We start from the raw sequence: 25205 nt of genomic DNA, 5'->3' as shown, positions 1-25205 counted from the left end.
TCGGACCATGATGGCGAATAGTCTTATCCTTGGCGTGCGTAAAGCCGCGGCGTTTGGCGCGCTGGCGATTTGCTTTGGTTTCGGCGGCGTCGCGCATGCCCTTGACTGCAACGAAGACATCGCATCGCTGACAAAGAAGCGCCAGGTCGTTATCGATGACTTGAATCGTCTCGCCAAGGGTTCAAAGAACCAGCTCGATCCTGTCGCCTCATGTCCTAAACTCAAGGCGCTGGTCGGCGCCGAGCGTGAGCTTCTCGCCTATCTCACCAAAAATAAGGAATGGTGCTCGGTTCCGGACAATGCGCTGGAAAACATCACCCTCAGCGCACAAAAGTCCGGCTCGGTCGCGGCGCAGGCCTGCAAGATCGCCGCGCAAGTGACGCAGATGAAAAAAGCGCAGGAGCAGGGCGGCGGCCTGCCGCAAGGCCAGAAGCTCCCGGCCGGCCCCCTGTGACGAAGACGGCGTCCGCGGCCCCTCGCTCAGGCGGCACGGCGCGTGAGGCGCCAGCGGACCCGTTGCGTCTGCCCGACGCTGACCAAAGGTCTTTGCTCTTCCGCCTGGCGCCGAAATCATGGGCGCCTTTTCTCCAGCTCGCCCGGATCGACCGCCCGATCGGCTGGTGGCTGCTGGTCTTGCCGTGCTGGCAATCGAGCGCGCTTGCGAGCGTTCATCAGGGCGTCCTGCCGCACGGCCGCGATCTCCTCCTTTTTCTGATAGGGTCCATCGCCATGCGCGGCGCGGGCTCGACCTATAACGACATTGTCGACCGCGGCATCGACGCGAAAGTCGAGCGCACGAGAGGCCGGCCGCTTCCCTCCGGCCGCGTCGGCGCGCCCGCCGCCGTCGTCTTTCTCGCGGTCCAGTGTCTCATCGGCCTCGCCGTTCTCTTGAGCTTCAATCGCTTCGCCATCCTGCTTGGCTTTTCGTCGCTCGGCTTCGTCGGCATTTACCCCTTCATGAAGCGGATCACGTCCTGGCCGCAGGCCGTTCTCGGGGCCGCCTTCGCCTGGGGCGGACTGATGGGCTGGGCGGCGGCGCTCGGATCGCTGGAAGCCGCGCCCGTGCTTCTTTATGCGGGCGCGATATTCTGGACCATCGGCTATGACACGATCTATGCGATGATGGACGTCAAGGATGACGCTATCGTCGGCATAGGCTCGACCGCGCGGTTTTTCGGGCGCCGCGTGCGCGTCGGCGTGGCGTGCCTCTATGCCGTCTCGATCGCCTGCGTCGCAGCCGCCATATTCGCCGCAGGGGCGGGCGGCCTGGCGCTGGCGGGACTCGCTGGCTTTGCCGCCCATCTTGCCTGGCAGGTCGCTCATCTTCCCGCGCCCGCCGAAAGCCTGGACGAAGATGCGACCCCCGCCCTGCGTCTGTTCCGTTCGAACCGTGACGCGGGGCTTATTCTCTGCGCGGGTCTTTGCGGCGAGGCGGTTCGGCTGGCTCTGGGCTAGAGCGCTTTCCGATCGAATGGAGTCATTCGATCGATCAGAAATCGCTCCAGATTCAAAAGCTTGAGCATATTCAATCAGATCGAACCCGATCTGATCGGAATATGCTCTAGGGCGTCATGCCCTAAAAAAAGCTCTCGAGGGAAATTGGCGCGTAGCCGGCGCGCTCCATTTCGATCACGAATGCGACGCTGCGGGCGATCAGGCGATCGCGCTTGCTGATGCCGGCGACCTCCGCGCCGGGGGATGGGACGATCTCCGCGACGTCAGCGCCTTTTGCGACCGCCACGCCATCGCGCGCCAGCCCGCGCAAGCGGCCAGAGACCGGCGCGAGGATGGCGGTTTCGCCGATGGAGCCGACGATGTCGCTTTTGGCGATCCGCTCGCCGAGCCGTTTTGCGCCGTGAAAGAGCCCATGATGGGGAGCGGCGATCATTCTGCCGTCGGCAAAGCGCTCTTCGTCGCGAGAGTCCTGGCGCGTGATTGATCCGTTCCGCAGCACCGCGCCAGGATCGCGCGCTCCAATGTCGATCACAATGTCGCAATGCTCGCCAGCGACGAAGCCGCGGCCGAGTCCGACAGTGAACTCACTGAGATGACGCAGTTTCTCAGGCGCGGCGCCGGTCCCGGCGCGCGCATCGACGATGACGTCCCAGGGCCAGCGCGTCGCCACATCCTCGAACGGATGCCAGAGCACTGGAATCGACGCGCCGCTTTTGAGCGAATCGAGAAAATCCCGGGTCTTGTCAGCGCGGCGGGCTTCGACTCCTTCAAAACTGAAGGCGCCATCGGTCCAGGCGTCGACGAAAGCCATGCGTCGCCGGATGGTTCGAGGCGGCGTCGGCTGATGGATGGCGACGGCATAGCCGGAAAGATGAAGCTTGCGGGCGATCGCGGACGCCAGTTCGTCCATGCCGAGCACAAGAATGGAGGTTTCATCGCTCATCGCGCCGATCTCATCAAAGAAAAGCGCGGCGACTGTGTCAGCTTGGCGTCAAAAAGACAAGATGTCTCGAATATGGGTAGTGTCTCAGTTTGAAATTTGTTTTTTGTATAGGCCGCGCTTTTTGGATTCGTCGGCTGCATCCATGATCTCGGTAATATCTTCCCAATCCATGAGCTTTCCGGTCAGGCCAGCCGCCATCGCTGGCGTTACGCGAAGTGTCTTGTGAATACGCAGCCAGTTATACCAAACGGTATAAAGCGCGACCATGTGAACGTGGTTCTCGACCTTCTTGGAAAACCCATTGGTCAGGCGCGTGAACCGGCGCATGGACATGCGCATGGTGAGGTTCTGGCGCTCTACGAATGACGTGCTGATATGCTTCGGATCGGGTTTCCCCTCGACCGGAATTTTCTTGATCCCCGTGCATTCGGCCGGGCTATAGCGGCCCTTGAAGCTATCCGCCGATGCGCCATAGAGCTTCACAAGCTGCGCATAGTCTACGTCCGCCCCGAAGGCTCTTTCGACGGCTTCCAGATATGCCTTATGCCCGTTGCTGGTAAGCTGGACGCGGGTCGCGAGCCGAGCGGCTACGTCATCCATGAACCATTTGGCGCAATCACCGTCACGGCCTCCGACAAAGAACGAAACAATAAGCTTAGTATCGCCTTCAAGCGCGGTCCAAGTCCAAGTATCGCCAGGGCCATCTGGGGCGTCCTTCGCGCTCGCAACGTTCTTGGCCTTCGCATAGGTGAAAGACCAGATTTCATCGACCTGAACGCGCTTGGCCTTCACGCCACGCACATGCTCATCATGGAAGGTCACACAAACCTCGCCAGCGTCTTCCAAGAGCTTCGTCACGGTGTTGATCGACACGCCAGTAATGCGCGAGATCGACCGCATAGACGATCCCTCGCAGAGCATGGAGAGGATTTGGACGCGTGTGGCGATAGGGAGCTTGTTCATAAAATGAACTTTATGCTTGTTATAGCGAGTTAGCAAGCAAAAAAGTCAGTTACGATCCATGGTCGTATAAATCGAACCTAGAATCTATGAAAAGGACATAAAATCGGTCTCTATCCTTAATCCCCGCAATTCTCCCGGCAGTTCGGCTGGCAACTGCTCCACCACCGCCAAAACGGAACACGAGGACCGCCTCCGCCTTGGAAAAAGGCTCAGGGATTTTTGCGCTTGCATTGAGCGATTTCACCGGGATTGCCTCATAGCCACGGCCGTTACTAGGCAATCCGTCTATTACGCCCCATTCTAGATCGCTGAGCATTCTTAGCGCGTCAGAGTAAGCTTTAAATTGCTCAATACTGCATTTTTTAACACAAAATTCCTTGTTGCAAATGTGTCTAAAAGAAAACAGAGGCCTCCCTGTCTTATTAGACGAAACGCCAATATGCTGCTCTCCCGCATCTGACGATGGTAATTGGATTGTTTTAGGTAATAATCGCTTGCTGCTTTTAGCTTTTCGTTTTTTTGACATATTGTTTAAAGTATTTATGCAGGTCAACTAGCGGGATTTCAATATCCGGAACATTTGGTTCGTAATTATTAAGCCACGGCGGTTCACGATGAGTCATGTCCCTCAACGTCCACGCTGAATACCTGCCGAACACCCTGTATATGTCGTCCAAGAACTCCCTAGTTTCGACTGGTAAATTTGGACGCGATTCCACAGGAAGGGCACCGGAACCGTACGCCGAGTAGCTATTATATACTTCTCTTACAACAGGGCCGTGTTTCCACGCATAAATCTTTTCTCTGAAAAGCGGCGAATTAACCCCACCCATGCCAATGGCATACCCTTGGGCGTAATATAATAGCTTTTGAATTTTCAGATTAGACACAAGCTCCCCCGACTCCTCGTCGGGAAGAGACAGAAAATATTTTGCGATTGTTAGTGCGCTGTGCGCCATCATCCCCAACGCCGTGCCGCTGCTTTTTTTGCAATGGCCGTGCGTTCCCCCTGTGAGAGCTTTTCCGCGCGCGCTTTAGATCCGGCTTTCCCCGAGCGAACCTTGCCAGACGGATCTTTCAATTCTTCGATGATTTCGCCCGTGGCAATGCGCATAACATGAACCGCGCAGCCGATGGCGTCAGCAGGTCGTTTTTGCCCTTGTGGGCCTTTAGGCATGATTCGTTCCCGTTTTTGAGCAGCAAGTCTTTGATTTGTGCGGATAGCGATGATTTTCGTTGCTATTCAAATAGCACGCACTTGACAAAATGTCACTTATTGATCTAGCGGCAAAAATGTGCAGGCGAGCGATTCGCACATTGGCGCAGCTTTAGCTATGGCCTAAAATTTCAAACTGAGACACTGCCCGAATATGCCTGAAGACCTTCGAATTGGGTCAACCCACTGCGCGAATGTCGTTCGCCGCCATCCAGGCGTCAAGATCGCGAGACCCGCGTGCGCTGATCGCCGCCTTTTTCAGCGCGGCCTTCTCGGCGCCGCGCAGGCGCCTGCCTTCCGGCGCGGCGAGCTTTTCCGTCAGGGGCGGAAACAGCCCGAAGTTGACGTTCATCGGCTGAAAAGAGGGGGGGCCTGCGTCGATCGTCTCGATATGTCCCGCCGTAATATGATTAATAAGTGAGCCGATCGCGGTCGTCGCGGGCAAAGGGGGAAACGCCTCGCCCTTTTCATCGGCCGCGGCCATGCGTCCTGCGATCAGCCCGATCGCCGCGCTTTCGACATAACCCTCGCACCCCGTGATCTGGCCGGCAAAGCGAAGTCTCGGGTCCGCCTTGAGGCGGAAGGCGCGGTCCAGCACTTTCGGGGAATTCAGGAACGTGTTGCGATGCAAGCCGCCGAGCCGCGCGAAATTCGCCTGCTCCAGCCCCGGAATGGCGCGAAACACCCCGACCTGCGCGCCATGCTTCAGCTTGGTCTGGAAGCCGACCATATTATAAAGTGTGCCGAGGGCGTTGTCCTGCCGCAGTTGCACGACGGCATAGGCCTTGACGCCGGGATTATGCGGATTGGTGAGGCCGAAGGGCTTCATCGGACCGTGGCGCAGGGTTTCGGCGCCGCGCTCGGCCATAACCTCGATCGGCAGGCAGCCGTTGAAATAGGGCGTATCCTCGAATTCCTTGAATTCGATTTTTTCCGCCCGGTTGAGCGCCTCGATGAAGGCGTAATACTGGTCTTTGTCGAGCGGACAATTGATGTAATCCGCGCCCGTGCCGCCCGGGCCCGCCTTGTCATAGCGCGACTGCATCCAGGCCTTGCTCATGTCGATCGAGTCTCGATGCACCACAGGCGCGATCGCGTCGTAGAAAGCCAGATCGCGCTCGCCGGTGAGCGCGCCGATCGCCGCCGCGAGAGCCGGCGAGGTCAGAGGGCCGGTGGCGATGATGACGTTTTGCCAGTCGGCTGGCGGCAATCCCTCGATTTCCTCGCGGAAAATTTCGATCAGGGGATGGTTCGAAATCTGCGCCGTGATGTGAGCCGAAAATCCATTCCGGTCGACGGCGAGCGCGCCGCCCGCCGGCAGCTTGTGAGCGTCGGCGGCGCTCATGATGAGCGAACCCAGCGCGCGCATTTCCCGGTGCAGCATGCCGATGGCGCTGGTTTCGGGGTCGTCCGCCCGGAATGAATTGGAGCAGACGAGTTCGGCGAGATCGCCGGAGCGATGCGCCGGCGTTTGCCGCGCGGGTCGCATTTCATGCAGCGCGACGGGAATGTTCCGGCTGGCGATCTGCCAGGCGGCTTCCGCTCCGGCGAGGCCGCCGCCGATGACGTGGATGAGGGAGGAATTCTGGTTGGGCATGAGGGGACGTTAGAGGGTCAAGCGCTTCACGTCACCAGAAACCAGGCCGAAAGACCTGTGGCCTGCCGCTCGGCGATGGCGGATTCGATGGCCCATTTGCCCGGATTGTCGGCGATGAAGGCGAGATGCTTGGTTTTTCCGGCCGGGACCAGCACGCTATCCCGCCAATAAGGCTCCCAGCCGTCGTCGAGATCATGGAGGAGCCGCATGGAATGGCCGTGAACGTGGATGTCCTGGATGAAGGCGGATCTGTTTACGATCGCAAGGGTCACGGGAGAGCCGCGCTTTACGGAGAACAACGGCTTCGCGGAAAATGCAGCCGCCGCCACGCCGTTGATCGTCCAATAGAGAGGCGGGGTCCCTTCTGTGGACGCCTGCTTTGCGGGTTCGATCACGAGTTCCGCGCGCTTTGCGTTCTGAAGCCTGATCTCGGCCGGGAGCGAAGGATTGACTGGAAGCGAGCCGATAGCGGGCAGGCTTTTGCGCGCTTCCCCTTCCGTCCTGAAGGACAAAAGCACGCGATCTGGCTCATTGTCGCCGCGCAGGATCAAACGCGCCTGCGCCGCCGCCTCTCCCGGAAGGTCGAACATCATGTCGAAACGCGCGCCGGGTCCGACGGGAATGGTCAGCCGGACGGGCTCGAAGGCGGAATCGGCCGGCTGTCCGTCGACCGCCAGGATGAGGGGCTTCAGGCCTTCAAAGGCGATCGACATGATCCGCGCGTTGACGGCGCTCAGAAGGCGCAGCCTGACGCGCGATCCCGGCGGCATTGTCTCCGCCACGGGAACAGCCGTCGAATTCAGTGTGACCAGCGAGCCGACGCGGCCACGCCCCGTCGCGTCCTCTTTGGCATCGAAATCGGCGATGATCGCGCCCTTGTCGTCGAGACGCCAGTCGGCGATGACGGCGAGCATGTCGCGGTCGGCCTTCGGCGGATCGGGCTCATTGACGATGAGCGCGCCATAGAGGCCGCGGCCAAACTGTTCGCCGGCAAAGGGCAAAACCCCCGGTCTGTACCCGAACAGGCCGCTGTCAGGCGGCGTAAAGCGATAGTCGAAGCTTTCGCCGGGGGCGACCGGCTTCTGGGTCAGGCCGCCGACGCCGTCCATGCCATTTACGATGCGAACGCCCGGCCACGACAGGCTCGTTGGCTGCTCAAGCCCGTTGACCAGCCGGATTTTGAGTTCTTCGCCTTTCTTGCAACGCAAAAGTGGGCCGGGGACCGCGCCGTTGAAGGCAAGGACCGGCGTCGGCGCGGCGGGCTCGGGCAGGAGGCGCAGGGAGCCTGGCGCCGCCTCGAGAATCAAAAACCCGTCCTGGCCCGCGACCGGCTCGCCGCGCGCGGAACAATCAAAAAGACTGATCGCGAGGCCCGATCCGAGGAGGCGCCGGCGGCTGATCATTTTTGCGGGCATCGGCTGGCAAGGTTGGAGAGGAGACGGGCGTCGGCGAGAGCAAAGAACGACGGGGCGGCGATCCGTGGTTCAGCCGGTTTAGGCGGCAAACGCCGAATTTGGCAAGTGGACGGACGGGCTGAGCGCCTTGGCTCCAGGGATTCGCCCACTCCCGGAGATCGCGGAAACGCCGGGATTTGCCATTTTGCGCGGTCAAGCCTAATTGTGCTTTTTTTTGCTGCATCGGGCGCGGGCGATTGCTATAGAGCCCCACCCGAGGCGGTGAGGCGGACGTTCCCCTATCGCTGAAGGTTGCGCGAAAGTTGGTCGCGCGGGCGTGGCGGAACTGGTAGACGCGCCGGATTTAGGTTCCGGTGGTGAAAATCGTGGGGGTTCGAGTCCCTCCGCCCGCACCAGATCTCACCATCATCAGCTCGCGGCCGCGCCTGGCCAGCCGATGCGGATCGACATTTGAAATTTAGAGCAGGCGACGAAGTCGAAAAGGTTGGTCAGACGATGCAAGTCACGGAAACCCTCTCGCAGGGCCTCAAGCGCGAATTCAAGGTGGTGCTTCCCGCGACCGATCTCGCGACCCGCCTCGATAGCCAGCTCTCCGAGATCCAGGCAAAGGCCCGCATAAACGGCTTTCGCCCGGGCAAGGTGCCGGTTGCGCATCTGAAGCGGCTCTATGGCCGCTCGATCATGGCCGAGGTGGTGCAGGAGGCCGTCAACGAAGCCCATCGCAAGATTGTCGAGGACAATGCGCTGCGGCCCGCCTCGCAGCCGAAGATCGATTTTCCCGGCGAAAAGGACGAGCTCGAGAAAGCCTTCGAGGCGAAGGCGGATTTCGCCTTCACGGTGGCGCTCGAGGTCCTGCCGAAAATCGAGGTCGGCAGCTTCGAGGGCATCGAGATCGAACGCCTCGTCGCCGAGGTCAATGACGCCGAGGTGGACGAGGTCTTGAAGCGCCTCGCCGACCAGAGTCGGACCTATTCCCCGAAAGAAGGCGAAGGCGTCGCCGCGCAAAAGGGCGACAAGGCGACAATCGATTTCATCGGCAAGATCGACGGCGAGGCTTTTGAGGGCGGCGCCGGCGAGGGGATCGATCTCGTGCTCGGCAGCGGCAGTTTCATTCCCGGCTTCGAGGAGCAGCTCGAAGGGCTCGGCGTTGGCGAAAGCCGCACGGTTTCCGTGACTTTCCCCGAGGATTATTCGGCCGAGGCGCTGGCCGGCAAGGCCGCGACCTTCGAGGTGACGCTGAAGGGGCTTGCCGCGCCCGGCGAAGTCAAGATCGACGATGAATTGGCCAAGGGCTTCGGGCTCGAGGATCTTGAGAAGCTGAAAGAGTCGATCAAGGCCAATATCGCGCGCGATTACGCCGCCGCCTCACGCCGCAAATGGAAGCGTGAACTTCTTGACGCTCTCGACAAGAAATATTCCTTCGAACTTCCCGAAGGGCTGGTGACGCAGGAGTTCGACGCGGTGTGGCGCCGGGTTGAAGCCGAGCAGAGCCAGAGCGGACGCAGTTTCGAGGATGAAGGCACGACCGAGGAGGCGGCCCGCGCCGATTACCGCACGATCGCCGAGCGGCGCGTGCGCCTCGGGCTGCTGCTGGCCGACATTGGCGACGCCGCGGGCGTCAAGGTTGCCGACGAGGAAGTGAGCCAGGCCCTGTTCGAGCGCGCGCGCTCATTCCCGGGGCAGGAAAAGCTCATCTGGGAGTATTACCAGAAAAATCCGGCCGCGCTCGCCGAGATCAGGGCGCCGCTTTACGAGGAAAAAGTCATCGACCATATCCTCGGCCTGATCAAGGTGAACGACAAGACCGTCTCGAAGGAAGATCTCCTGGCGATCGAGGATGATGAGGACGAGATCGAGCGCAAGGACAGCGAAAAGGCGGAGGACGCGGCGCTCGCCTGAGCGCGAGGCTTTGCGGCCGGCTATTTTCAATGAGGTCGTTGCGAACTGACGCGAAGCGCTTATCTGCTTAACATGACGATTGTTTCGTTTTATCGGCCTGATTCTTGCCCCGTGACCAGCGACGAGACCCGATTCAATCGTCGATAAAGAGGAAAAGACCCCAATGCGCGACCGCGATCCGATCGAAATTTACGCCAATTATCTTATTCCGCAGGTCATTGAGAACACCAGCCGCGGCGAGCGGGGCTTCGACATCTATTCCCGCCTCCTGCGCGAGCGGATCATCTTCCTCACCGGTCCGGTGGAAGACAATATGGCGTCGGTGATCATCGCCCAGCTGCTCTTTCTGGAAGCGGAAAATCCGAAAAAAGAAATCTCGATGTACATCAATTCGCCGGGCGGCGTCGTCACGGCGGGCCTTGCGATTTACGACACCATGCAGTTCATCCGGCCGAAAGTGTCGACCCTCTGCGTCGGACAGGCGGCTTCCATGGGGTCTCTTCTCCTCGCGGCGGGAGAGGCCGGGGCGCGCTTTGCCCTGCCGAACGCGCGCATCATGGTGCACCAGCCTTCCGGCGGCTTCCAGGGACAAGCCTCGGACATCTTGCGTCACGCGGAAGACATCATGAAGGTGAAGAAGCGCCTGAATGATATTTATGTGAAGCATACGGGTCGCGATTACGACACGATCGAGCGGACGCTCGACCGCGACCATTTCATGTCGTCGGACGACGCCAAGGAATTCGGCATCGTCGACAACGTCATCGCGCAAAGGCCCGATGACGCGCCGGGGCACGAGAAGAAGTAGGCTTTTAGTTACTTTGTCAGATGCTTGACTGATTCGCTGCGTCGCCCTGATGCAGCGAACCCTGCGAGGCGCTGGCGGCGGCAGACCGCCCTGCCGGATTGCGGGGCGACTTGACAAACGCCGCACATGGCGCGGTTATTGCTTGGAAACTCCGGCTTGTTTTTCTGGCGTCGGAGAAAAAGACCGGCGCCCGCGATCATGCTGTCATTTCAGATCACGCGGCCTTTTGACGCGGCTTTGGCGGCGGCCGTCCAGACGACGCAAACCCTTGCTTCTCCGGCGCGAACATGATTGCATTTCAGTTCGGGTCGCAGTTTGAGGGAGAACGAGGCCAGGAAGAGAAGGAAACGGCTGGTTCGTGTGCGAATCCGCCGGCCAAAGTGGCGCTAGGATCGTCCGGTTGGCGGCGTCCTACTCAAGCATGACCGAGCGTCGCACATGATCTCGGTCGTTACGGAGACTATCCATGACCAAAGTTGGCGGCGGCGACGCGAAAAACACGCTCTACTGCTCGTTCTGCGGCAAGAGCCAGCATGAGGTCCGCAAACTGATTGCCGGTCCGACCGTGTTCATCTGCGATGAATGCGTCGAGCTTTGCATGGATATTATCCGCGAAGAGAACAAGTCGTCTCTCGTCAAGAGCCGCGATGGCATCCCGACGCCCAAGGAAATCTGCAAGGTCCTTGATGATTACGTGATCGGGCAGCCGCAAGCCAAGCGGGTGCTGTCGGTCGCCGTGCACAATCATTACAAGCGGCTCAATCATGCGACGAAGCACAATGACGTCGAACTGGCGAAGTCGAACATTCTGCTGATCGGACCGACCGGGTCCGGCAAGACGCTTCTCGCCCAGACGCTCGCGCGGATCCTCGACGTGCCTTTCACGATGGCCGACGCGACGACCTTGACCGAGGCCGGCTATGTCGGCGAGGACGTCGAGAACATCATCCTGAAGCTGCTTCAGGCCTCGGATTATAATGTCGAGCGGGCGCAGCGCGGCATCGTCTACATCGACGAAATCGACAAAATTTCGCGCAAATCCGACAATCCGTCGATCACCCGCGACGTCTCGGGCGAAGGCGTGCAGCAGGCGCTCCTCAAGATCATGGAAGGCACGGTCGCTTCCGTGCCGCCGCAAGGCGGACGCAAGCATCCGCAGCAAGAATTTCTGCAGGTCGATACGACCAATATTTTGTTCATTTGCGGCGGCGCCTTTGCCGGGCTCGAGAAAATCATCTCGATGCGTGGACGGGGCACGTCGATCGGGTTCAGCGCGGCCGTGCAGGCCCCCGACGATCGCCGGACCGGAGAAATCTTCCGTAAAGTGGAGCCGGAGGACTTGCTGAAGTTCGGCCTCATTCCAGAGTTCGTCGGACGCCTGCCTGTCATTGCGACGCTCGAGGATCTCGACGAAGAGGCGCTGAAGAAAATCCTGACCGAGCCGAAGAACGCGCTGGTCAAGCAATATCAGCGTCTGTTCGAAATGGAGAACACCGAGCTGACCTTCCAGGACGAGGCGTTGAACGTCGTCGCCAAAAAAGCCATCGAGCGGCGCACGGGCGCGCGCGGCTTGCGCTCCATCATGGAGGGCATTTTGCTCGACACCATGTTCGATCTGCCTGGCCTCGACAGCGTCGAGCAGGTCGTCATCGGCCCTGACGTCGTCGAGGGCAAATCGCGACCGCTCTATATCTATGCCGAGCGTAACGAAAAAAGCGGAACCAGCGCTTAAGGGGGGAGCCCTGCCGGTTGAAGGGCGGGGCTCGGCTATCATGAAATCCGATGAGCGCTTGAATCCGCGAGCGCTCATTGCCATCTGTTTTTTATAAATTCTTCACGCCAACAGGCCGAAACCGCAATGGCTCATCTGCGCGAGTGGCGCATCCCCGCCGGGGACGCAAGTGAATTGGGGCGCGTTTCGAGATAGGAAAAAAAATGACACAGAAGCGTGAGCCCGCTCGCCCCGGAGCGGTGGAGAGCTACCCCGTCCTTCCCTTGCGCGACATCGTGGTTTTTCCCCATATGATCGTGCCGCTGTTCGTTGGCCGCGAAAAATCGATCCGCGCGCTCGAGGAAGTGATGAAGGCCGATAGCCTCATCCTTCTCGCCACTCAGATGAACGCCTCGGACGACGATCCGGCGACGGAAGCGATCTTCACCACCGGCACGCTCGCCTCGGTTCTGCAATTGCTGAAGCTGCCCGACGGCACGGTCAAAGTGCTGGTCGAGGGACAGGTCCGCGCCAAAGTGCAGGGCTATACCCGCACCGATGATTTCTATGAGGCCGACGCAGAAGTGATCGCCGACGACGCGGTCGACAAGGTCGAGGTTGAGGCGCTCGCCCGGTCCGTCGTCTCCGAGTTCGAGGGCTACGTCAAGCTCAACAAGAAAATCTCGCCCGAGGTCGCGGCGGCGGTCACGCAGATCGAGGACTACGCAAAGCTTGCGGATACGATCGCGTCGCATCTGGCCGTGAAGATCGCCGACAAGCAGGCGGTGCTGGAGACCACCTCGATCACCAAGAGGCTGGAGAAGTGCCTTGCCTTGATGGAGAGCGAAATCTCGGTCCTGCAGGTCGAGAAGCGCATTCGCACCCGCGTCAAGCGCCAGATGGAGAAGACCCAGCGCGAATATTATCTGAATGAGCAGATGAAGGCCATTCAGAAGGAGCTTGGCGACGAGGATGGCAAGGACGATCTCGCCGAACTCGACGAGCGCATCAAGTCGACCAAATTGTCGAAAGAGGCGCGGGACAAGGCGACGGTCGAGCTGAAAAAACTGAGGCAGATGTCGCCGATGTCGGCCGAAGCGACGGTCGTGCGCAATTATCTCGACTGGCTGCTGTCGATTCCGTGGAACAAGCGTTCGAAGGTCAAGAAGGATCTAGGCATAGCCGAAGACGTTCTCGACGCGGAACATTTCGGCCTTGAGAAGGTCAAGGAGCGCATCCTCGAATATCTTGCCGTGCAAACGCGCGCCAACAAGCTCAGCGGTCCGATTCTGTGTCTCGTCGGCCCCCCGGGCGTCGGCAAGACCTCGCTCGGCAAGTCGATCGCAAAGGCGACCGGACGTGAATTTGTGCGCATGTCGCTTGGCGGCGTGCGCGACGAGGCCGAAATCCGCGGCCACCGGCGGACCTATATCGGCTCGATGCCGGGCAAGATCATCCAGTCGATGCGCAAGGCCAAGAGCTCAAATCCCCTGTTCCTGCTCGATGAGATCGACAAGATGGGGATGGATTTCCGCGGCGATCCGTCATCGGCTCTGCTCGAGGTCCTCGATCCCGAACAGAACCAGTCCTTCAACGATCATTACCTCGAGGTCGATTACGACCTGTCGAACGTGATGTTCGTGACGACGGCGAACACGCTGAACATTCCGGCGCCGCTGATGGATCGCATGGAGATCATTCGCATTGCGGGTTACACCGAGGACGAGAAGGTCGAGATCGCGCGCCGCCATCTCATTCCCGCAGCGCTGAAGAAACACGGTCTCGGTGAATCGGAATGGTCGATCGATGACGCCGGACTGATTCTGCTGATCCGCCGCTATACGCGTGAGGCGGGCGTGCGCAACCTCGAGCGCGAGGTGTCGAAGCTCGCGCGGAAGGCGGTCAAGCAGATTCTGACAAGCGACATCAAATCCGTGCAGGTCACGGCCGAAAACGTTCCCGACTTCCTCGGCGTGCCGCGCTTCCGTTATGGCGAGGCCGAGACCGAGGATCAGGTCGGGGTCGTCACGGGGCTTGCCTGGACCGAGGTTGGCGGCGAGTTGCTGACGATCGAAGGCGTCATGATGCCCGGAAAGGGGCGCATGACCGTCACCGGCAACCTGCGCGACGTGATGAAGGAGTCGATTTCTGCGGCGGCGTCCTATGTTCGCTCTCGCGCGGTTGATTTCGGCATCGAGCCGCCGCTGTTCGATCGTCGCGACATCCACGTCCATGTTCCGGAGGGAGCGACTCCCAAGGACGGACCGTCCGCCGGCGTCGCCATGGCGACGGCGATCGTGTCGATCATCACGGGCATTCCGATCCGGCGCGACATCGCCATGACAGGCGAGATCACGCTGCGGGGCAGGATTTTGCCGATCGGGGGGCTGAAGGAGAAGCTGCTCGCGGCCTTGCGCGGCGGTCTCAAGAAGGTTCTGATCCCGGAAGAGAACGCCAAGGATTTGGTGGATATTCCGAATTCGGTGAAGAACGCGCTGGAGATCGTGCCGGTCGCGCGCATGGACGAGGTTCTGGCCCACGCGCTGATTCGCCAGCCGAAACCGATCGTCTGGGAAGAAGATCTGAAGCCGGCGCGCGCGCTTGCCTCTGAGGATGACGCTTCGAGCGCCATCGCCCATTAGGCAGGCTGAATTTCGACGCAAGGGCCGCGGCGTGAGTCGCGGCCCTTTGCGTATGCGAGATCGGCGCGGGCGAGACATTTCCGCGCAGATCCGCGTCAGGCTTCGCCGCGCTCGCCGTTGACCGGCGCGAGAACCTGTGCAATCCCCTCGACTGCGATCCGCCAGCGCGCGGACGGGCGGTTAGCTCAGTTGGTAGAGCATCTCGTTTACACCGAGAGGGTCGGCGGTTCGAGCCCGTCACCGCCCACCAGATTTTCCCAAACGCCGTCGGCCCCTCCTGACGCAGCGAGCGGCGCTATGCGTGTCGTGGAGGCGGCTCCGTCAACCGCGCGACGCGGCCGCAGCTCGGTTTTCACAACATCTTGCCGCCTATCTTTGCGGCGCCGGAGCGTTCCCGCTTGACTTGCGCGCCCGCGTATCCTATCCGGCATCCTCTCCGGTGCGGTTGTCACGACGCCGTATCTGCGGGGGAGTAGCTCAGTTGGTTAGAGCGCCGGCCTGTCACGCCGGAGGTCGCGGGTTCAAGTCCCGTCTCTCTCGCCATTTCGGACGCCGGCCGTCGATGCCGGGGCGGTCCCTGCGCTGGCCGCGGCGCACTCTACGGTGCGACAAAATGGCAAAGCGGCCCAGCATTGTGACGGCTCCGAGACGGCTCAGCTTAGACTGGTTTAAAACATCATCTTGCGCTGCGGTTGGCGCTGGGCTACGGATCGCTGGACAGCCGTAGCAAGAGGGGCGCGCCCCTTTCAGCCGGCAAATGTTCCCGACCGTGTCGGTCCAGACCGAGCTTGCCAATGCCGAGCCTTCTCGACCAGTATCTGCCGCTTGTCGTTTTCATGGCGGTCGCCGGCGTCATCTCCGCCGCTTTGCTGATCGCGCCCTTCCTGGTGGCGTTCAAGGCGCCCGACTCCGAAAAATTGTCCGCCTATGAATGCGGCTTCAACGCCTTCGACGACGCGCGCATGCAATTCGACGTGCGCTTTTATCTCGTGTCCTTGCTGTTCATCATCTTCGATCTCGAAGTCGCCTTTCTGTTTCCCTGGGCCGTGGCCTTTCATCAGGTCGGCGTCTTCGGCTTCTGGTCGATGATGATCTTTCTGGCGATTTTGACGATCGGTTTCGTTTACGAATGGAAGAAGGGCGCGCTCGAATGGGATTGAACCCTTTGCCCCAGGACCGCGTCGCGATCAGCCCGGCGACGGACCGGCCGCTCGCTGCAAACGATCCTTATTTCCTTTCGATCAATGACCAGCTCGCCGATAAGGGGTTTTTGGTCACTTCCACGGACGAACTGATCAACTGGGCCCGCACCGGCTCGCTGATGTGGATGACCTTCGGCCTCGCCTGCTGCGCCGTCGAGATGATGCAGGCGTCAATGCCGCGCTATGACGTCGAGCGCTTCGGTTTCGCGCCGCGCGGCTCGCCGCGCCAGTCCGACGTCATGATCGTCGCCGGCACGCTGACCAATAAAATGGCGCCCGCGCTGCGCAAGGTCTACGATCAGATGCCCGAGCCGCGATATGTGATCTCGATGGGCTCCTGCGCCAATGGCGGCGGCTACTACCATTATTCCTATTCCGTCGTGCGAGGCTGTGACCGCATCGTCCCAGTCGACATTTATGTTCCAGGTTGCCCGCCTTCAGCCGAAGCGCTTCTTTACGGGGTGCTTCTCTTGCAGAAAAAAATCCGCCGAACGGGCACGATCGAGCGCTAGAGCTGGGCGGCGGAAGAGTCTAACCAGCACGGAACGAAGCTTGCGCGCCGCGCCTTGGGTTTCGGATCGAACGGGCTCGCGAAGTTGAAGGGTTGAGATGGACGAGGATCTGAAACACCTTGGAGACGCCATTGCCGCGTCCCTGCGCGGCTGGGTTGAATCCGCTTCCGTGGCGTTCGGCGAACTCACCTTGACCGTAAGAGCGGATTGTCTGATCGAGACAGTCGCCTATCTTCGCGACGATCCGAGCTGCCTTTTCGTCTCCTTCATTGATCTCACCGCCGTCGATTATCCGACCCGCGAAAAGCGCTTCGACGTCGTCACCCATCTGCTCTCGCCGAAGCATAATCGCCGCATCCGCGTCAAGATCGCAACCGACGAGGATACGCCGGTTCCTTCGCTGTCGGGGCTTTATCCCGCGGCGAACTGGTTTGAGCGCGAGGCTTACGATCTTTTTGGCGTCTATTTCTCCGGTCATCCGGACTTGCGCCGCCTGCTCACCGATTATGGCTTCGATGGCCACCCCCTTCGCAAAGATTTCCCGATGACGGGCTATGTCGAGGTTCGCTACGACGACGAGCAGAAGCGCGTCCTCTATGAGCCGGTTCAACTGACGCAGGAATTCCGCAACTTCGACTTCCTGTCGCCGTGGGAGGGGGCAATCGACTATGTGCTGCCCGGCGATGAGAAGGCCAAGAGCAATCCGAACTGAGCCGTTCGAACGAAACCGCGCGTGAAAAAATCATGAACGATCAGGTCCGTAATTTCACGATCAATTTTGGCCCGCAGCATCCCGCGGCGCATGGCGTTTTGCGGCTCGTCCTTGAACTCGACGGCGAAGTGGTCGAGCGCGTCGATCCGCATATCGGCCTGCTCCATCGCGGCACGGAAAAGCTGATGGAGGCGCGGACCTATCTGCAGAACGTGCCCTATTTCGACAGGCTCGATTATGTCGCGCCGATGAACCAGGAGCACGCTTTCTGCCTTGCGATCGAGAGACTGCTTGGCCTCGAGGTTCCGCGGCGCGGGCAACTGCTGCGCGTCCTTTTTTGCGAAATCGGCCGGATTTTATCGCATCTTCTGAACGTCACGACTCAGGCGATGGACGTCGGCGCTCTGACGCCGCCGCTGTGGGGTTTCGAAGAGCGCGAAAAGCTCATGGTTTTCTATGAGCGGGCGTCTGGCGCGCGGCTGCACGCCAATTACTTCCGTCCCGGCGGCGTACATATGGATGTTCCGCCACAGCTGATCGACGATATTGAGGCCTGGTGCGACCCTTTCCTTAGAACCTGCGACGACCTGCAGGCGCTGTTCATCGACAACCGTATCTTCAAGCAACGCAATGTCGATATTGGCGTCGTCAGTCTCGAGGATTGCTGGCGCTGGGGATTTTCCGGGGTCATGGTGCGCGGCTCCGGCGCGGCCTGGGATTTGCGCAAGGCGCAGCCTTACGAATGCTATGAAGAGATGGACTTCGACATCCCGGTCGGGCGGCACGGCGACAATTATGATCGTCAGGTCATTCGCATGGAAGAGATGCGGCAGTCGGTGAAGATTATGAAGCAATGCATCGCAAAGCTTCGCGAGCCGAACGGCAAGGGCCCCGTGCTGGCCAAAGGCAAGGTCGCGCCGCCATCTCGCGCCGAGATGAAGCGCTCGATGGAAGCGCTGATCCATCATTTCAAGCTGTTCACCGAAGGTTTCCACGTGCCGGCCGGCGAGGTCTACGCCGCGGTCGAGGCGCCCAAGGGGGAGTTCGGCGTCTATCTCGTCTCGGACGGGACGGACCGGCCCTATCGCTGCAAGATCCGCGCGCCGGGTTTCGCCCATCTCGCCGCGATGGATTTTCTCTGCCGCAAATCCATGCTGGCGGACGTCAGCGCGATCCTCGGCTCGATCGACATCGTCTTCGGCGAGGTCGACCGGTGAGGAAAATATTCGAGCCCTTGCTCCGGCGTCTAGCCGGACGCTTCTCCAGCTCCTCGGCCGCTACGGCCCTGATGTGTGAGTATTGTTGATATGTCCGTTCGCAGGCTCGCCGAAGTCCAGCCCGAATCCTTCGCCTTCACTCCCGAAAATGAGGCTTGGGCCGAGGGCATAATCGAGAAATACCCGGAAGGGCGGCAAGCCTCGGCTGTGATCTCGCTGCTGTGGCGCGCGCAGAAACAGAATAATTATTGGCTGCCGCGCAAGGCGATCGAGGCCGTCGCAGAAAAGCTCGGCATGCCCTTTATCCGCGTGCTCGAAATCGCGACCTTCTACACGATGTTCAACCTCTCCCCTGTTGGCGAGCACTATGTCCAGCTCTGCGGCACGACGCCCTGCCTGCTCGCCGGATCGGACGGGATCAAGGCGGTGCTCAAGGAGCGGGTCGGCGAGCCGGGCGTCGTGACGCCGGACGGCAAATTCTCCTGGACCGAGGTCGAATGTCTCGGCGCCTGCTGCAATGCACCGATGGTGCAGATCAACGACGATTACTTCGAGGATCTGACGCCTGAGAATTTCGCTAAATTGCTCGATGATCTGGCGGCGGGAAAACCGGTCCGCGTCGGCTCGCAGACGGGGCGCGTCACCTCCGAGCCCTTCGGCGGCCTGACGACGCTGACGTCGTTCTACGGACAAGATGGCCATAGCGGCCCCTTTTGCTCCAAAGCTGCGCGGCCCGACGCCAAGTCGGCCGGTTCTGATCCGAAGCAATCGTAAGGTTAAAGCAGATGCTTGAAGACAAGGATCGCATCTTCACCAATCTTTACGGCTTCGGCGACTGGGGCCTCAAGGGCGCCCGCGCGCGCGGCGCCTGGGACAATACGAAAGGGCTCATCGAGAAAGGCAAGGACTGGATCCTTTCCGAGATGAAGGCTTCCGGCCTGCGCGGACGGGGCGGCGCGGGTTTTCCGACCGGCCTCAAATGGTCCTTCATGCCGAAAGCGGATGAGGCGCGGCCCTCCTATCTCGTCGTCAATGCGGATGAATCGGAGCCCGGCACCTGCAAGGATCGCGAGATCATGCGCAATGATCCGCATCTTTTGATCGAGGGATGCCTCATTGCTTGCGTGGCGATGGAGGCGCACGCCTGCTATATCTATGTGCGCGGCGAATACATCCTCGAAGCGGATCGGCTCGACGCCGCGATCGCGCAGGCCTATGAGGCGAACCTCGTCGGCAAGGACAATGTTCACGGCTGGCCCTTCGACATCTATGTCCATCGCGGCGCCGGCGCCTATATCTGCGGCGAAGAAACGGCGCTTCTCGAATCGCTCGAAGGCAAGAAGGGAATGCCCCGGCTGAAGCCGCCGTTCCCCGCCAATATGGGGCTCTACGGCTGCCCCACGACGGTCAACAATGTCGAATCAATCGCGGTCGCGCCGACCATTCTGCGGCGCGGCGCGGCGTGGTTTTCAAGCTTTGGCGCGAAAAACAATTCCGGCACCAAGCTGTTCTGCATCTCCGGCCATGTCAACAAGCCGTGCAATGTCGAAGAGGCGATGTCGATTCCGTTCCGGGAGCTCATCGACAAGCATTGCGGCGGCGTGCGCGGCGGCTCCGACAACCTGCTTGCGGTGATTCCCGGCGGCTCGTCGGTTCCCTGCGTGCCGGCGCATCAGATCATCGACGCCGCGATGGATTTCGACACGCTGCGCGATCTGAAGTCGGGTCTCGGCACGGCCGCTGTCATCGTCATGGATAAATCGACGGACATTATCCGCGCCATCGCGCGGCTCAGCTATTTCTACAAGCATGAGAGCTGCGGCCAATGTACGCCCTGCCGCGAGGGCACGGGCTGGCTTTGGCGCGTCGTCTCGCGCATGGCCGAAGGGCGCGCGCAAAAGCGCGAAATTGACATGCTGCTTGAAGTGACGACGCAAATCGAGGGCCACACCATCTGCGCGCTTGGCGACGCGGCGGCCTGGCCGGTGCAGGGCCTTATTCGACATTTTCGTCCGGAGATCGAAAAGCGCATTGACCAATATGCCGCGAACCCGCATTCCGAGCCGGCGAGCGGCTATCATGTCGCGGCGGAGTAGGGCGGCGATGAGCGCTTGGGAAAAGGCCGCGATCGCGTCAGGTCGCCGCATTTCGGACCGCCGCATTGAGGACAGGGCATGAGCAAGCTGATTGTTGACGGAGTCGAAATCGACGTTCCGCCCGAATACACTCTGCTGCAGGCTTGCGAGCAGGCGGGCGCCGAGATTCCGCGCTTTTGCTTCCATGAGCGGCTGTCGATCGCCGGCAATTGCCGCATGTGCCTCGTCGAGGTCAAGGGCGGTCCGCCGAAGCCTTCGGCGTCCTGCGCCGTCGCGGTGCGCGATCTGCGTCCCGGCCCCAATGGCGAGCCGCCGGTGGTGCTCACCAATTCGCCGATGGTGAAAAAGGCGCGCGAAGGCGTCATGGAATTCCTACTGATCAACCATCCGCTCGATTGCCCGATCTGCGATCAGGGCGGCGAATGCGATCTGCAGGATCAGGCGATGGCTTTTGGCTTCGCCTCCTCCCGCTACGCCGAGAACAAGCGCGCCGTCGAAGATAAATATATCGGCCCGCTGGTGCGGACCTCGATGAACCGCTGCATTCATTGCACGCGCTGCGTCCGCTTCACCGCTGAGGTCGCCGGCACGGGCGACATGGGCGCGATCGGACGCGGCGAAGATATGGAGATCACGACCTATCTCGAGACGGCGATGAGCTCCGAGCTGCAGGGCAATGTCGCGGATCTCTGCCCTGTCGGCGCGCTGCTGCCGAAGCCCTATTCCTTCAAGGCGCGGTCCTGGGAGCTGGTCAAGACCGAATCGATCGACGTCATGGATGCGCTGGGTTCAGCCATTCGCATAGATACGCGCGGACGCGAAGTGATGCGCATCCTGCCGCGCACCAATGACCGCGTGAATGAAGAGTGGATCTCCGACAAGGCCCGGCAGATCGTCGACGGCCTGAAGACGAAGCGGCTTGATCGCCCCTATGTGCGCGACGGCGGCAAGTTGCGCCCAGCGTCCTGGCGCGAGGCCTTCGCGCTGATCGCCGCCAAGATCAAGGCGACGACTCCCGCGCGCATCGGAGCTATCGCCGGCGATCTCGCCGCCGTCGAGGAGATGTTCGCGCTGCAATCGCTGGTCGAGAGCCTCGGCTCCGTCTCGCTCGATTGCCGGCAGGATGGCGTCAAGCTCGATCCGAAATTCGGCCGCGCCAGCTATATCTTCAATCCGAGCATCGCCGCCATTGAGGAGGCCGACGGCCTCATGATCATCGGCTCCAATCCGCGCCGGGAGGCTCCCGTCCTCAACGCGCGCATCCGCAAGCGCTGGCTGAAGGGCGGCTTCAAGATCGGCGTCATCGGCGAGAAAGCCGACCTGACCTACGACTACGCCTATCTCGGCGCGGGGCCCGACACGCTCGCGAGCTTCTCCGAGCACCAGAAGGCCAAGATGGAAAAGCCGATGTTCATCATCGGACAGGGCGCGCTGGCGCGCGAGGACGGCCTCGCCGTGCTGGCGCTCGCGGCCAAAGCGGCGGGCTCGCTCGGCGTCATCAAGGATGGCTGGAACGGCTTTGCGGTTCTCCATACCGCGGCGGCCCGCGTCGGAGGACTCGACCTCGGCTTTGTGCCGCGACAGGGTGGGCTTGACGCCCTCGCCATGTCGAAGGCTGGCGCGCTTGACGTTCTCTTCAATCTCGGCGCTGACGAGATCGACATCGCGCCCGGCGCTTTCGTCGTCTATCAGGGCTCGCACGGCGATCGCGGCGCCGCCCGCGCCGATGTCATCCTGCCGGGCGCGGCCTACACGGAAAAATCCGGGATTTACGTGAACACCGAAGGGCGCGCGCAGCTGTCGGATCGCGCCAATTTCCCGCCGGGCGACGCGCGCGAGGATTGGGCCATCATTCGCGCGCTTTCGGACGTGCTTGGCCACCGCCTGCCGTTTGACTCGCTGAAAGCTTTGCGCGCGCGCCTCATCGCCGCCCATCCGCACTTCGGCGCCATCGACGAAATCGCAGCCGGCGCTTCGCTCGACGCAGGGCAGCTCATCGCCGCCGGCGGCGCCTGCGGCAATGCGCCCTTCGTCTCGCCCGTCGCCGATTTTTATCTGACAAATCCAATCGCCCGCGCGTCGGCGGTGATGGCGGAATGTTCCGCCATGCGCCTTGATCTCGCGCGGCAGGCTGCGGAGTAAGGCCATGGAAGAGACTGGCTGGTTCCTGCCCTTGCTTCTGACGCTCGTGAAGAGCGTCGTGCTGCTCGTCGTTTTGCTGATCTTCATCGCCTACATTCTCTACGCCGATCGCAAGATCTGGGCGGCGGTGCAGCTACGGCGCGGTCCGAACGTCGTCGGTCCCTGGGGGCTGTTCCAGAGCTTCGCAGACATGCTGAAGTTCGTCTTCAAGGAGCCGATCATTCCCGACGGATCGAACAAGGGGATCTTTCTCCTTGCGCCTTTCGTCATGGGCCTTTTGTCGCTCGCGGCCTGGGCGGTGATTCCGGTCGCCAAGGGCTGGGCGATCGCCGACATCAACGTCGGCATTCTCTATATTCTCGCGATCTCCTCCCTCAGCGTCTATGGCATCATCATGGGCGGCTGGGCGTCGAACTCGAAATATCCGTTCCTTTCGGCGCTCCGCTCCGCAGCGCAGATGATTTCCTATGAAGTCTCGATCGGCTTCGTCATCATCACCGTGCTGCTCTGCGTCGGCTCGCTCAACCTGACCGACATCGTGATGGCGCAGGATACGCGCTTTGGCATGCTCGGCTGGTACTGGCTGCCGCTGTTCCCGATGTTTGTCATTTTCTTCATCTCGGCGCTTGCCGAGACGAACCGTCCGCCCTTCGATCTCGTCGAAGCGGAATCAGAACTCGTCGCCGGCTTCATGGTCGAATATTCGTCAACCCCCTACATGCTGTTCATGCTCGCCGAATATGTGGCGATCATCACCATGTGCGCGCTGATGACCATTCTGTTCCTTGGCGGCTGGCTGTCGCCGATCCCCTTCGCGCCGTTCACGCTGGTTCCCGGCGTGATCTGGTTCGTTCTGAAGGTCTGCGCGGTCTTCTTCATGATCGCCATGGTGAAAGCCTTCGTGCCGCGCTATCGCTACGATCAGCTGATGCGGCTCGGCTGGAAGGTGTTTCTGCCGATCTCCCTTTTCATGGTCGTCCTTGTCGCCGTCGTGCTGCAGTTGACGGGCTGGGGCGCGGGGATGGCGCAATGACGTTATGCCAGAAAATCCTGCGGCAGATCTTGGTTCGAAAGGGCAAAGCATGAAACTCGACCAGGGCGCCAAGGCGCTGTTCCTGACAGAGTTTGTCGGCGCCTTCGTGCTGTCGATGCGTTATTTCTTCAAACCGAAGCCGACGCTGAACTACCCGCATGAGAAAAACCCGCAGTCGCCGCGCTATCGCGGCGAACATGCGCTGCGCCGCTATCCGAACGGTGAAGAGCGCTGCATCGCCTGCAAGCTCTGCGAGGCGATCTGTCCGGCGCAGGCGATCACCATCGAAGCAGGTCCGCGCCGCAACGACGGCACGCGCCGCACCACGCGCTACGACATCGATATGGTGAAGTGCATCTATTGCGGTTTCTGCCAGGAGGCGTGCCCGGTCGACGCCATCGTCGAAGGGCCGAACGCCGAATTCGCGGTGGAGACGCGCGAAGAACTCTATTACGACAAGAACCGTCTGCTTGAGAATGGCGATCGCTGGGAGCGCGAGATTGCTCGCAATCTTGCGCTCGACGCGCCCTACCGGTGAGGTCCGAGTTGACGATATCGTTGAGCTGCCCCTGCGTCATCGCGCCTGCGGGCAAGACCGAGACGGTCGGAAGATCACGTAACGCCATAAAGCAGCTTTCAGAAGCGGCGCAGATCATCGATGGGGTTTGGCAATGATTGTCCCGGCGCTGTTCTTCTACCTCTTCTCGGCGGTCTTGATCGGTTCGGCCTTCTCAGTGATCTCGTCGCGCAATCCGGTCCATTCGGTGCTCTTCCTGATCCTCGCCTTTTTCAACGCAGCGGGTCTTTTCCTTCTGCTCGGGGCTGAGTTTCTGGCGATGCTGCTCGTTGTCGTTTACGTTGGCGCGGTGGCGGTGCTGTTCCTTTTCGTCGTCATGATGCTCGACGTCGATTTCGCTGAATTCAAGCAGGGATTCCTGAAATATCTGCCGATTGGCGGAACGATCGGCGCCATCGTCCTGCTCGAGCTGATCCTCGTCGTCGGCGGCTGGAAGATCGACGCCGCCACGCTCGCCAATGTGGCGACGCCGGCGCCGCCCGGCATGAGCAACACCCTCGCGCTCGGCCGCGTGCTCTACACGCAATACGCCTATCTCTTTATCGGCGCGGGCTTTGTGCTCCTCACCGCCATGATCGGCGCGATCATTCTCACCCTGCATCATAAGGTCGGCGTCAAACGCCAGGACGTCGCCGCGCAAAACGCCCGAACGCCCGCTGAGGCGGTCGAGCTTCGCAAGAAGCCGTTCCGCCAGGGCGTATGAGGCGAAGGCTCGAATGAAACATTTGCACCTCTCCGCGGCCGGGAAAAATCCATGACGCTTTCGCTCACCCATTTTCTGGTTGTCGCGGCGATCCTTTTCACCATCGGGCTCGCCGGCATCATCCTCAATCGCAAGAACATCATCGTGGTTTTGATGTCGGTCGAACTCATCCTGCTCTCGGTCAACATCAACCTCGTCGCATTCTCGAACTTTCTCGGCGACCTGACCGGCCAGGTGTTCTCGCTTTTCATTCTGACCGTGGCCGCCGCCGAAGCCGCCATCGGCCTTGCGATCCTCGTCGCTTATTATCGCAACCGCGGCTCGATCGCGGTCGAAGACATCAACATGATGAAGGGTTGAGC

The 25205-nt window shown here is 60.8% G+C and carries 23 protein-coding genes and 3 tRNA genes; 20 read left to right on the top strand and 6 right to left on the bottom strand.

Features of this window, described 5'->3' with window-relative positions; genetic code table 11:
* Positions 1 to 7 precede the first annotated feature (7 nt).
* Together SIN04_RS12680 and ubiA are read left to right on the top strand one after the other, a co-directional pair.
* Positions 8 to 454 (top strand): hypothetical protein, encoded by a 447-nt coding sequence (locus tag SIN04_RS12680; protein ID WP_134489691.1) that lies wholly within the window; start codon positions 8 to 10, stop codon positions 452 to 454.
* Complete coding sequence (gene ubiA / locus SIN04_RS12675; protein WP_423135978.1) at positions 451 to 1455, top strand: 4-hydroxybenzoate octaprenyltransferase; 1005 nt, start codon at positions 451 to 453, stop codon at positions 1453 to 1455. The genes SIN04_RS12680 and ubiA overlap by 4 nt, the downstream gene beginning before the upstream one ends.
* 121 nt (positions 1456 to 1576) lie before the next feature.
* Here ubiA and SIN04_RS12670 read toward each other — a convergent pair whose 3' ends face one another.
* The 6 genes from SIN04_RS12670 to SIN04_RS12645 all read right to left on the bottom strand — a co-directional run bounded on the left by SIN04_RS12670 (position 1577) and on the right by SIN04_RS12645 (position 7577).
* Positions 1577 to 2398, bottom strand: a complete 822-nt coding sequence (locus SIN04_RS12670; protein ID WP_341263948.1) for a hypothetical protein — start codon at positions 2396 to 2398, stop codon at positions 1577 to 1579.
* Positions 2399 to 2482: 84 nt separating this feature from the next.
* Positions 2483 to 3361, bottom strand: a complete 879-nt coding sequence (locus tag SIN04_RS12665; protein ID WP_134492491.1) for an IS1 family transposase — start codon at positions 3359 to 3361, stop codon at positions 2483 to 2485.
* Between the two features lie 503 nt (positions 3362 to 3864).
* On the bottom strand, positions 3865 to 4323 hold the full coding sequence (locus tag SIN04_RS12660) for a Panacea domain-containing protein (RefSeq protein WP_134489689.1): 459 nt from the start codon (positions 4321 to 4323) through the stop codon (positions 3865 to 3867).
* On the bottom strand, positions 4320 to 4538 hold the full coding sequence (locus SIN04_RS12655; protein ID WP_134489687.1) for an RNA-binding protein: 219 nt from the start codon (positions 4536 to 4538) through the stop codon (positions 4320 to 4322). The genes SIN04_RS12660 and SIN04_RS12655 overlap by 4 nt, the downstream gene beginning before the upstream one ends.
* 217 nt (positions 4539 to 4755) lie before the next feature.
* Positions 4756 to 6174 carry a methylenetetrahydrofolate--tRNA-(uracil(54)-C(5))-methyltransferase (FADH(2)-oxidizing) TrmFO gene (gene trmFO, locus SIN04_RS12650; protein ID WP_134489685.1) on the bottom strand — a complete coding sequence of 473 codons (1419 nt, stop codon included), beginning with the start codon at positions 6172 to 6174 and terminating at the stop codon, positions 4756 to 4758.
* Positions 6175 to 6200: 26 nt separating this feature from the next.
* Positions 6201 to 7577 carry a multicopper oxidase family protein gene (locus SIN04_RS12645; protein ID WP_244605792.1) on the bottom strand — a complete coding sequence of 459 codons (1377 nt, stop codon included), beginning with the start codon at positions 7575 to 7577 and terminating at the stop codon, positions 6201 to 6203.
* Positions 7578 to 7899: 322 nt separating this feature from the next.
* Here SIN04_RS12645 and SIN04_RS12640 point away from each other — a divergent pair.
* From SIN04_RS12640 to nuoK, 18 genes are all read left to right on the top strand, one after another.
* Positions 7900 to 7984 (top strand) — tRNA-Leu (locus SIN04_RS12640).
* A gap of 100 nt (positions 7985 to 8084) precedes the next feature.
* A complete protein-coding gene (tig, locus tag SIN04_RS12635) occupies positions 8085 to 9488 on the top strand; it encodes a trigger factor (RefSeq protein ID WP_341264467.1) in 1404 nt (467 codons plus the stop codon).
* 163 nt (positions 9489 to 9651) lie between these two features.
* Positions 9652 to 10296 carry an ATP-dependent Clp endopeptidase proteolytic subunit ClpP gene (gene clpP / locus SIN04_RS12630; RefSeq protein ID WP_341263947.1) on the top strand — a complete coding sequence of 215 codons (645 nt, stop codon included), beginning with the start codon at positions 9652 to 9654 and terminating at the stop codon, positions 10294 to 10296.
* A 466-nt stretch (positions 10297 to 10762) separates the two neighbouring features.
* Positions 10763 to 12028, top strand: coding sequence for an ATP-dependent Clp protease ATP-binding subunit ClpX (gene clpX / locus SIN04_RS12625; RefSeq protein ID WP_134489679.1), 1266 nt, complete (start codon positions 10763 to 10765; stop codon positions 12026 to 12028).
* A 203-nt stretch (positions 12029 to 12231) separates the two neighbouring features.
* Positions 12232 to 14649: an endopeptidase La gene (lon, locus tag SIN04_RS12620; protein ID WP_134489677.1), complete on the top strand. Its 2418-nt coding sequence runs from the start codon at positions 12232 to 12234 to the stop codon at positions 14647 to 14649.
* A gap of 174 nt (positions 14650 to 14823) precedes the next feature.
* Positions 14824 to 14899, top strand: a tRNA-Val gene (locus SIN04_RS12615).
* A 216-nt stretch (positions 14900 to 15115) separates the two neighbouring features.
* Positions 15116 to 15192, top strand: a tRNA-Asp gene (locus SIN04_RS12610).
* A gap of 251 nt (positions 15193 to 15443) precedes the next feature.
* Complete coding sequence (locus tag SIN04_RS12605) at positions 15444 to 15809, top strand: NADH-quinone oxidoreductase subunit A (protein WP_134489675.1); 366 nt, start codon at positions 15444 to 15446, stop codon at positions 15807 to 15809.
* Entirely contained in the window at positions 15779 to 16363 is a 585-nt protein-coding gene (locus SIN04_RS12600; protein WP_423135977.1) for a NuoB/complex I 20 kDa subunit family protein, read from the top strand. The genes SIN04_RS12605 and SIN04_RS12600 overlap by 31 nt, the downstream gene beginning before the upstream one ends.
* Positions 16364 to 16460: 97 nt before the next feature.
* A complete protein-coding gene (locus SIN04_RS12595) occupies positions 16461 to 17075 on the top strand; it encodes an NADH-quinone oxidoreductase subunit C (protein ID WP_134489671.1) in 615 nt (204 codons plus the stop codon).
* 32 nt (positions 17076 to 17107) lie between these two features.
* On the top strand, positions 17108 to 18292 hold the full coding sequence (locus SIN04_RS12590; RefSeq protein ID WP_134489669.1) for an NADH-quinone oxidoreductase subunit D: 1185 nt from the start codon (positions 17108 to 17110) through the stop codon (positions 18290 to 18292).
* 90 nt (positions 18293 to 18382) lie between these two features.
* Positions 18383 to 19066 (top strand): NADH-quinone oxidoreductase subunit NuoE, encoded by a 684-nt coding sequence (gene nuoE / locus SIN04_RS12585; protein ID WP_134489667.1) that lies wholly within the window; start codon positions 18383 to 18385, stop codon positions 19064 to 19066.
* Between the two features lie 11 nt (positions 19067 to 19077).
* Positions 19078 to 20388, top strand: coding sequence for an NADH-quinone oxidoreductase subunit NuoF (gene nuoF / locus SIN04_RS12580; RefSeq protein ID WP_174510959.1), 1311 nt, complete (start codon positions 19078 to 19080; stop codon positions 20386 to 20388).
* Positions 20389 to 20466: 78 nt separating this feature from the next.
* Entirely contained in the window at positions 20467 to 22530 is a 2064-nt protein-coding gene (gene nuoG / locus SIN04_RS12575) for an NADH-quinone oxidoreductase subunit NuoG (protein WP_134489663.1), read from the top strand.
* Between the two features lie 4 nt (positions 22531 to 22534).
* The gene (nuoH, locus tag SIN04_RS12570; RefSeq protein ID WP_174510961.1) at positions 22535 to 23563 is read left to right on the top strand and encodes an NADH-quinone oxidoreductase subunit NuoH; all 1029 of its coding nucleotides are present in this window, start codon (positions 22535 to 22537) and stop codon (positions 23561 to 23563) included.
* A 49-nt stretch (positions 23564 to 23612) separates the two neighbouring features.
* A complete protein-coding gene (nuoI, locus tag SIN04_RS12565) occupies positions 23613 to 24101 on the top strand; it encodes an NADH-quinone oxidoreductase subunit NuoI (protein ID WP_134489659.1) in 489 nt (162 codons plus the stop codon).
* A gap of 133 nt (positions 24102 to 24234) precedes the next feature.
* Positions 24235 to 24843: an NADH-quinone oxidoreductase subunit J gene (locus SIN04_RS12560; RefSeq protein WP_134492487.1), complete on the top strand. Its 609-nt coding sequence runs from the start codon at positions 24235 to 24237 to the stop codon at positions 24841 to 24843.
* A gap of 51 nt (positions 24844 to 24894) precedes the next feature.
* Positions 24895 to 25203, top strand: a complete 309-nt coding sequence (gene nuoK / locus SIN04_RS12555) for an NADH-quinone oxidoreductase subunit NuoK (RefSeq protein ID WP_134489657.1) — start codon at positions 24895 to 24897, stop codon at positions 25201 to 25203.
* Positions 25204 to 25205 lie beyond the last annotated feature (2 nt).

Origin of the sequence: Methylocella tundrae, from assembly GCF_038024855.1 — a bacterium.
Lineage (GTDB): Bacteria > Pseudomonadota > Alphaproteobacteria > Rhizobiales > Beijerinckiaceae > Methylocapsa > Methylocapsa tundrae.
The sequence above is the reverse complement of the archived record's forward strand: the minus strand, read 5'-3'. Positions and strand labels throughout refer to the sequence as shown.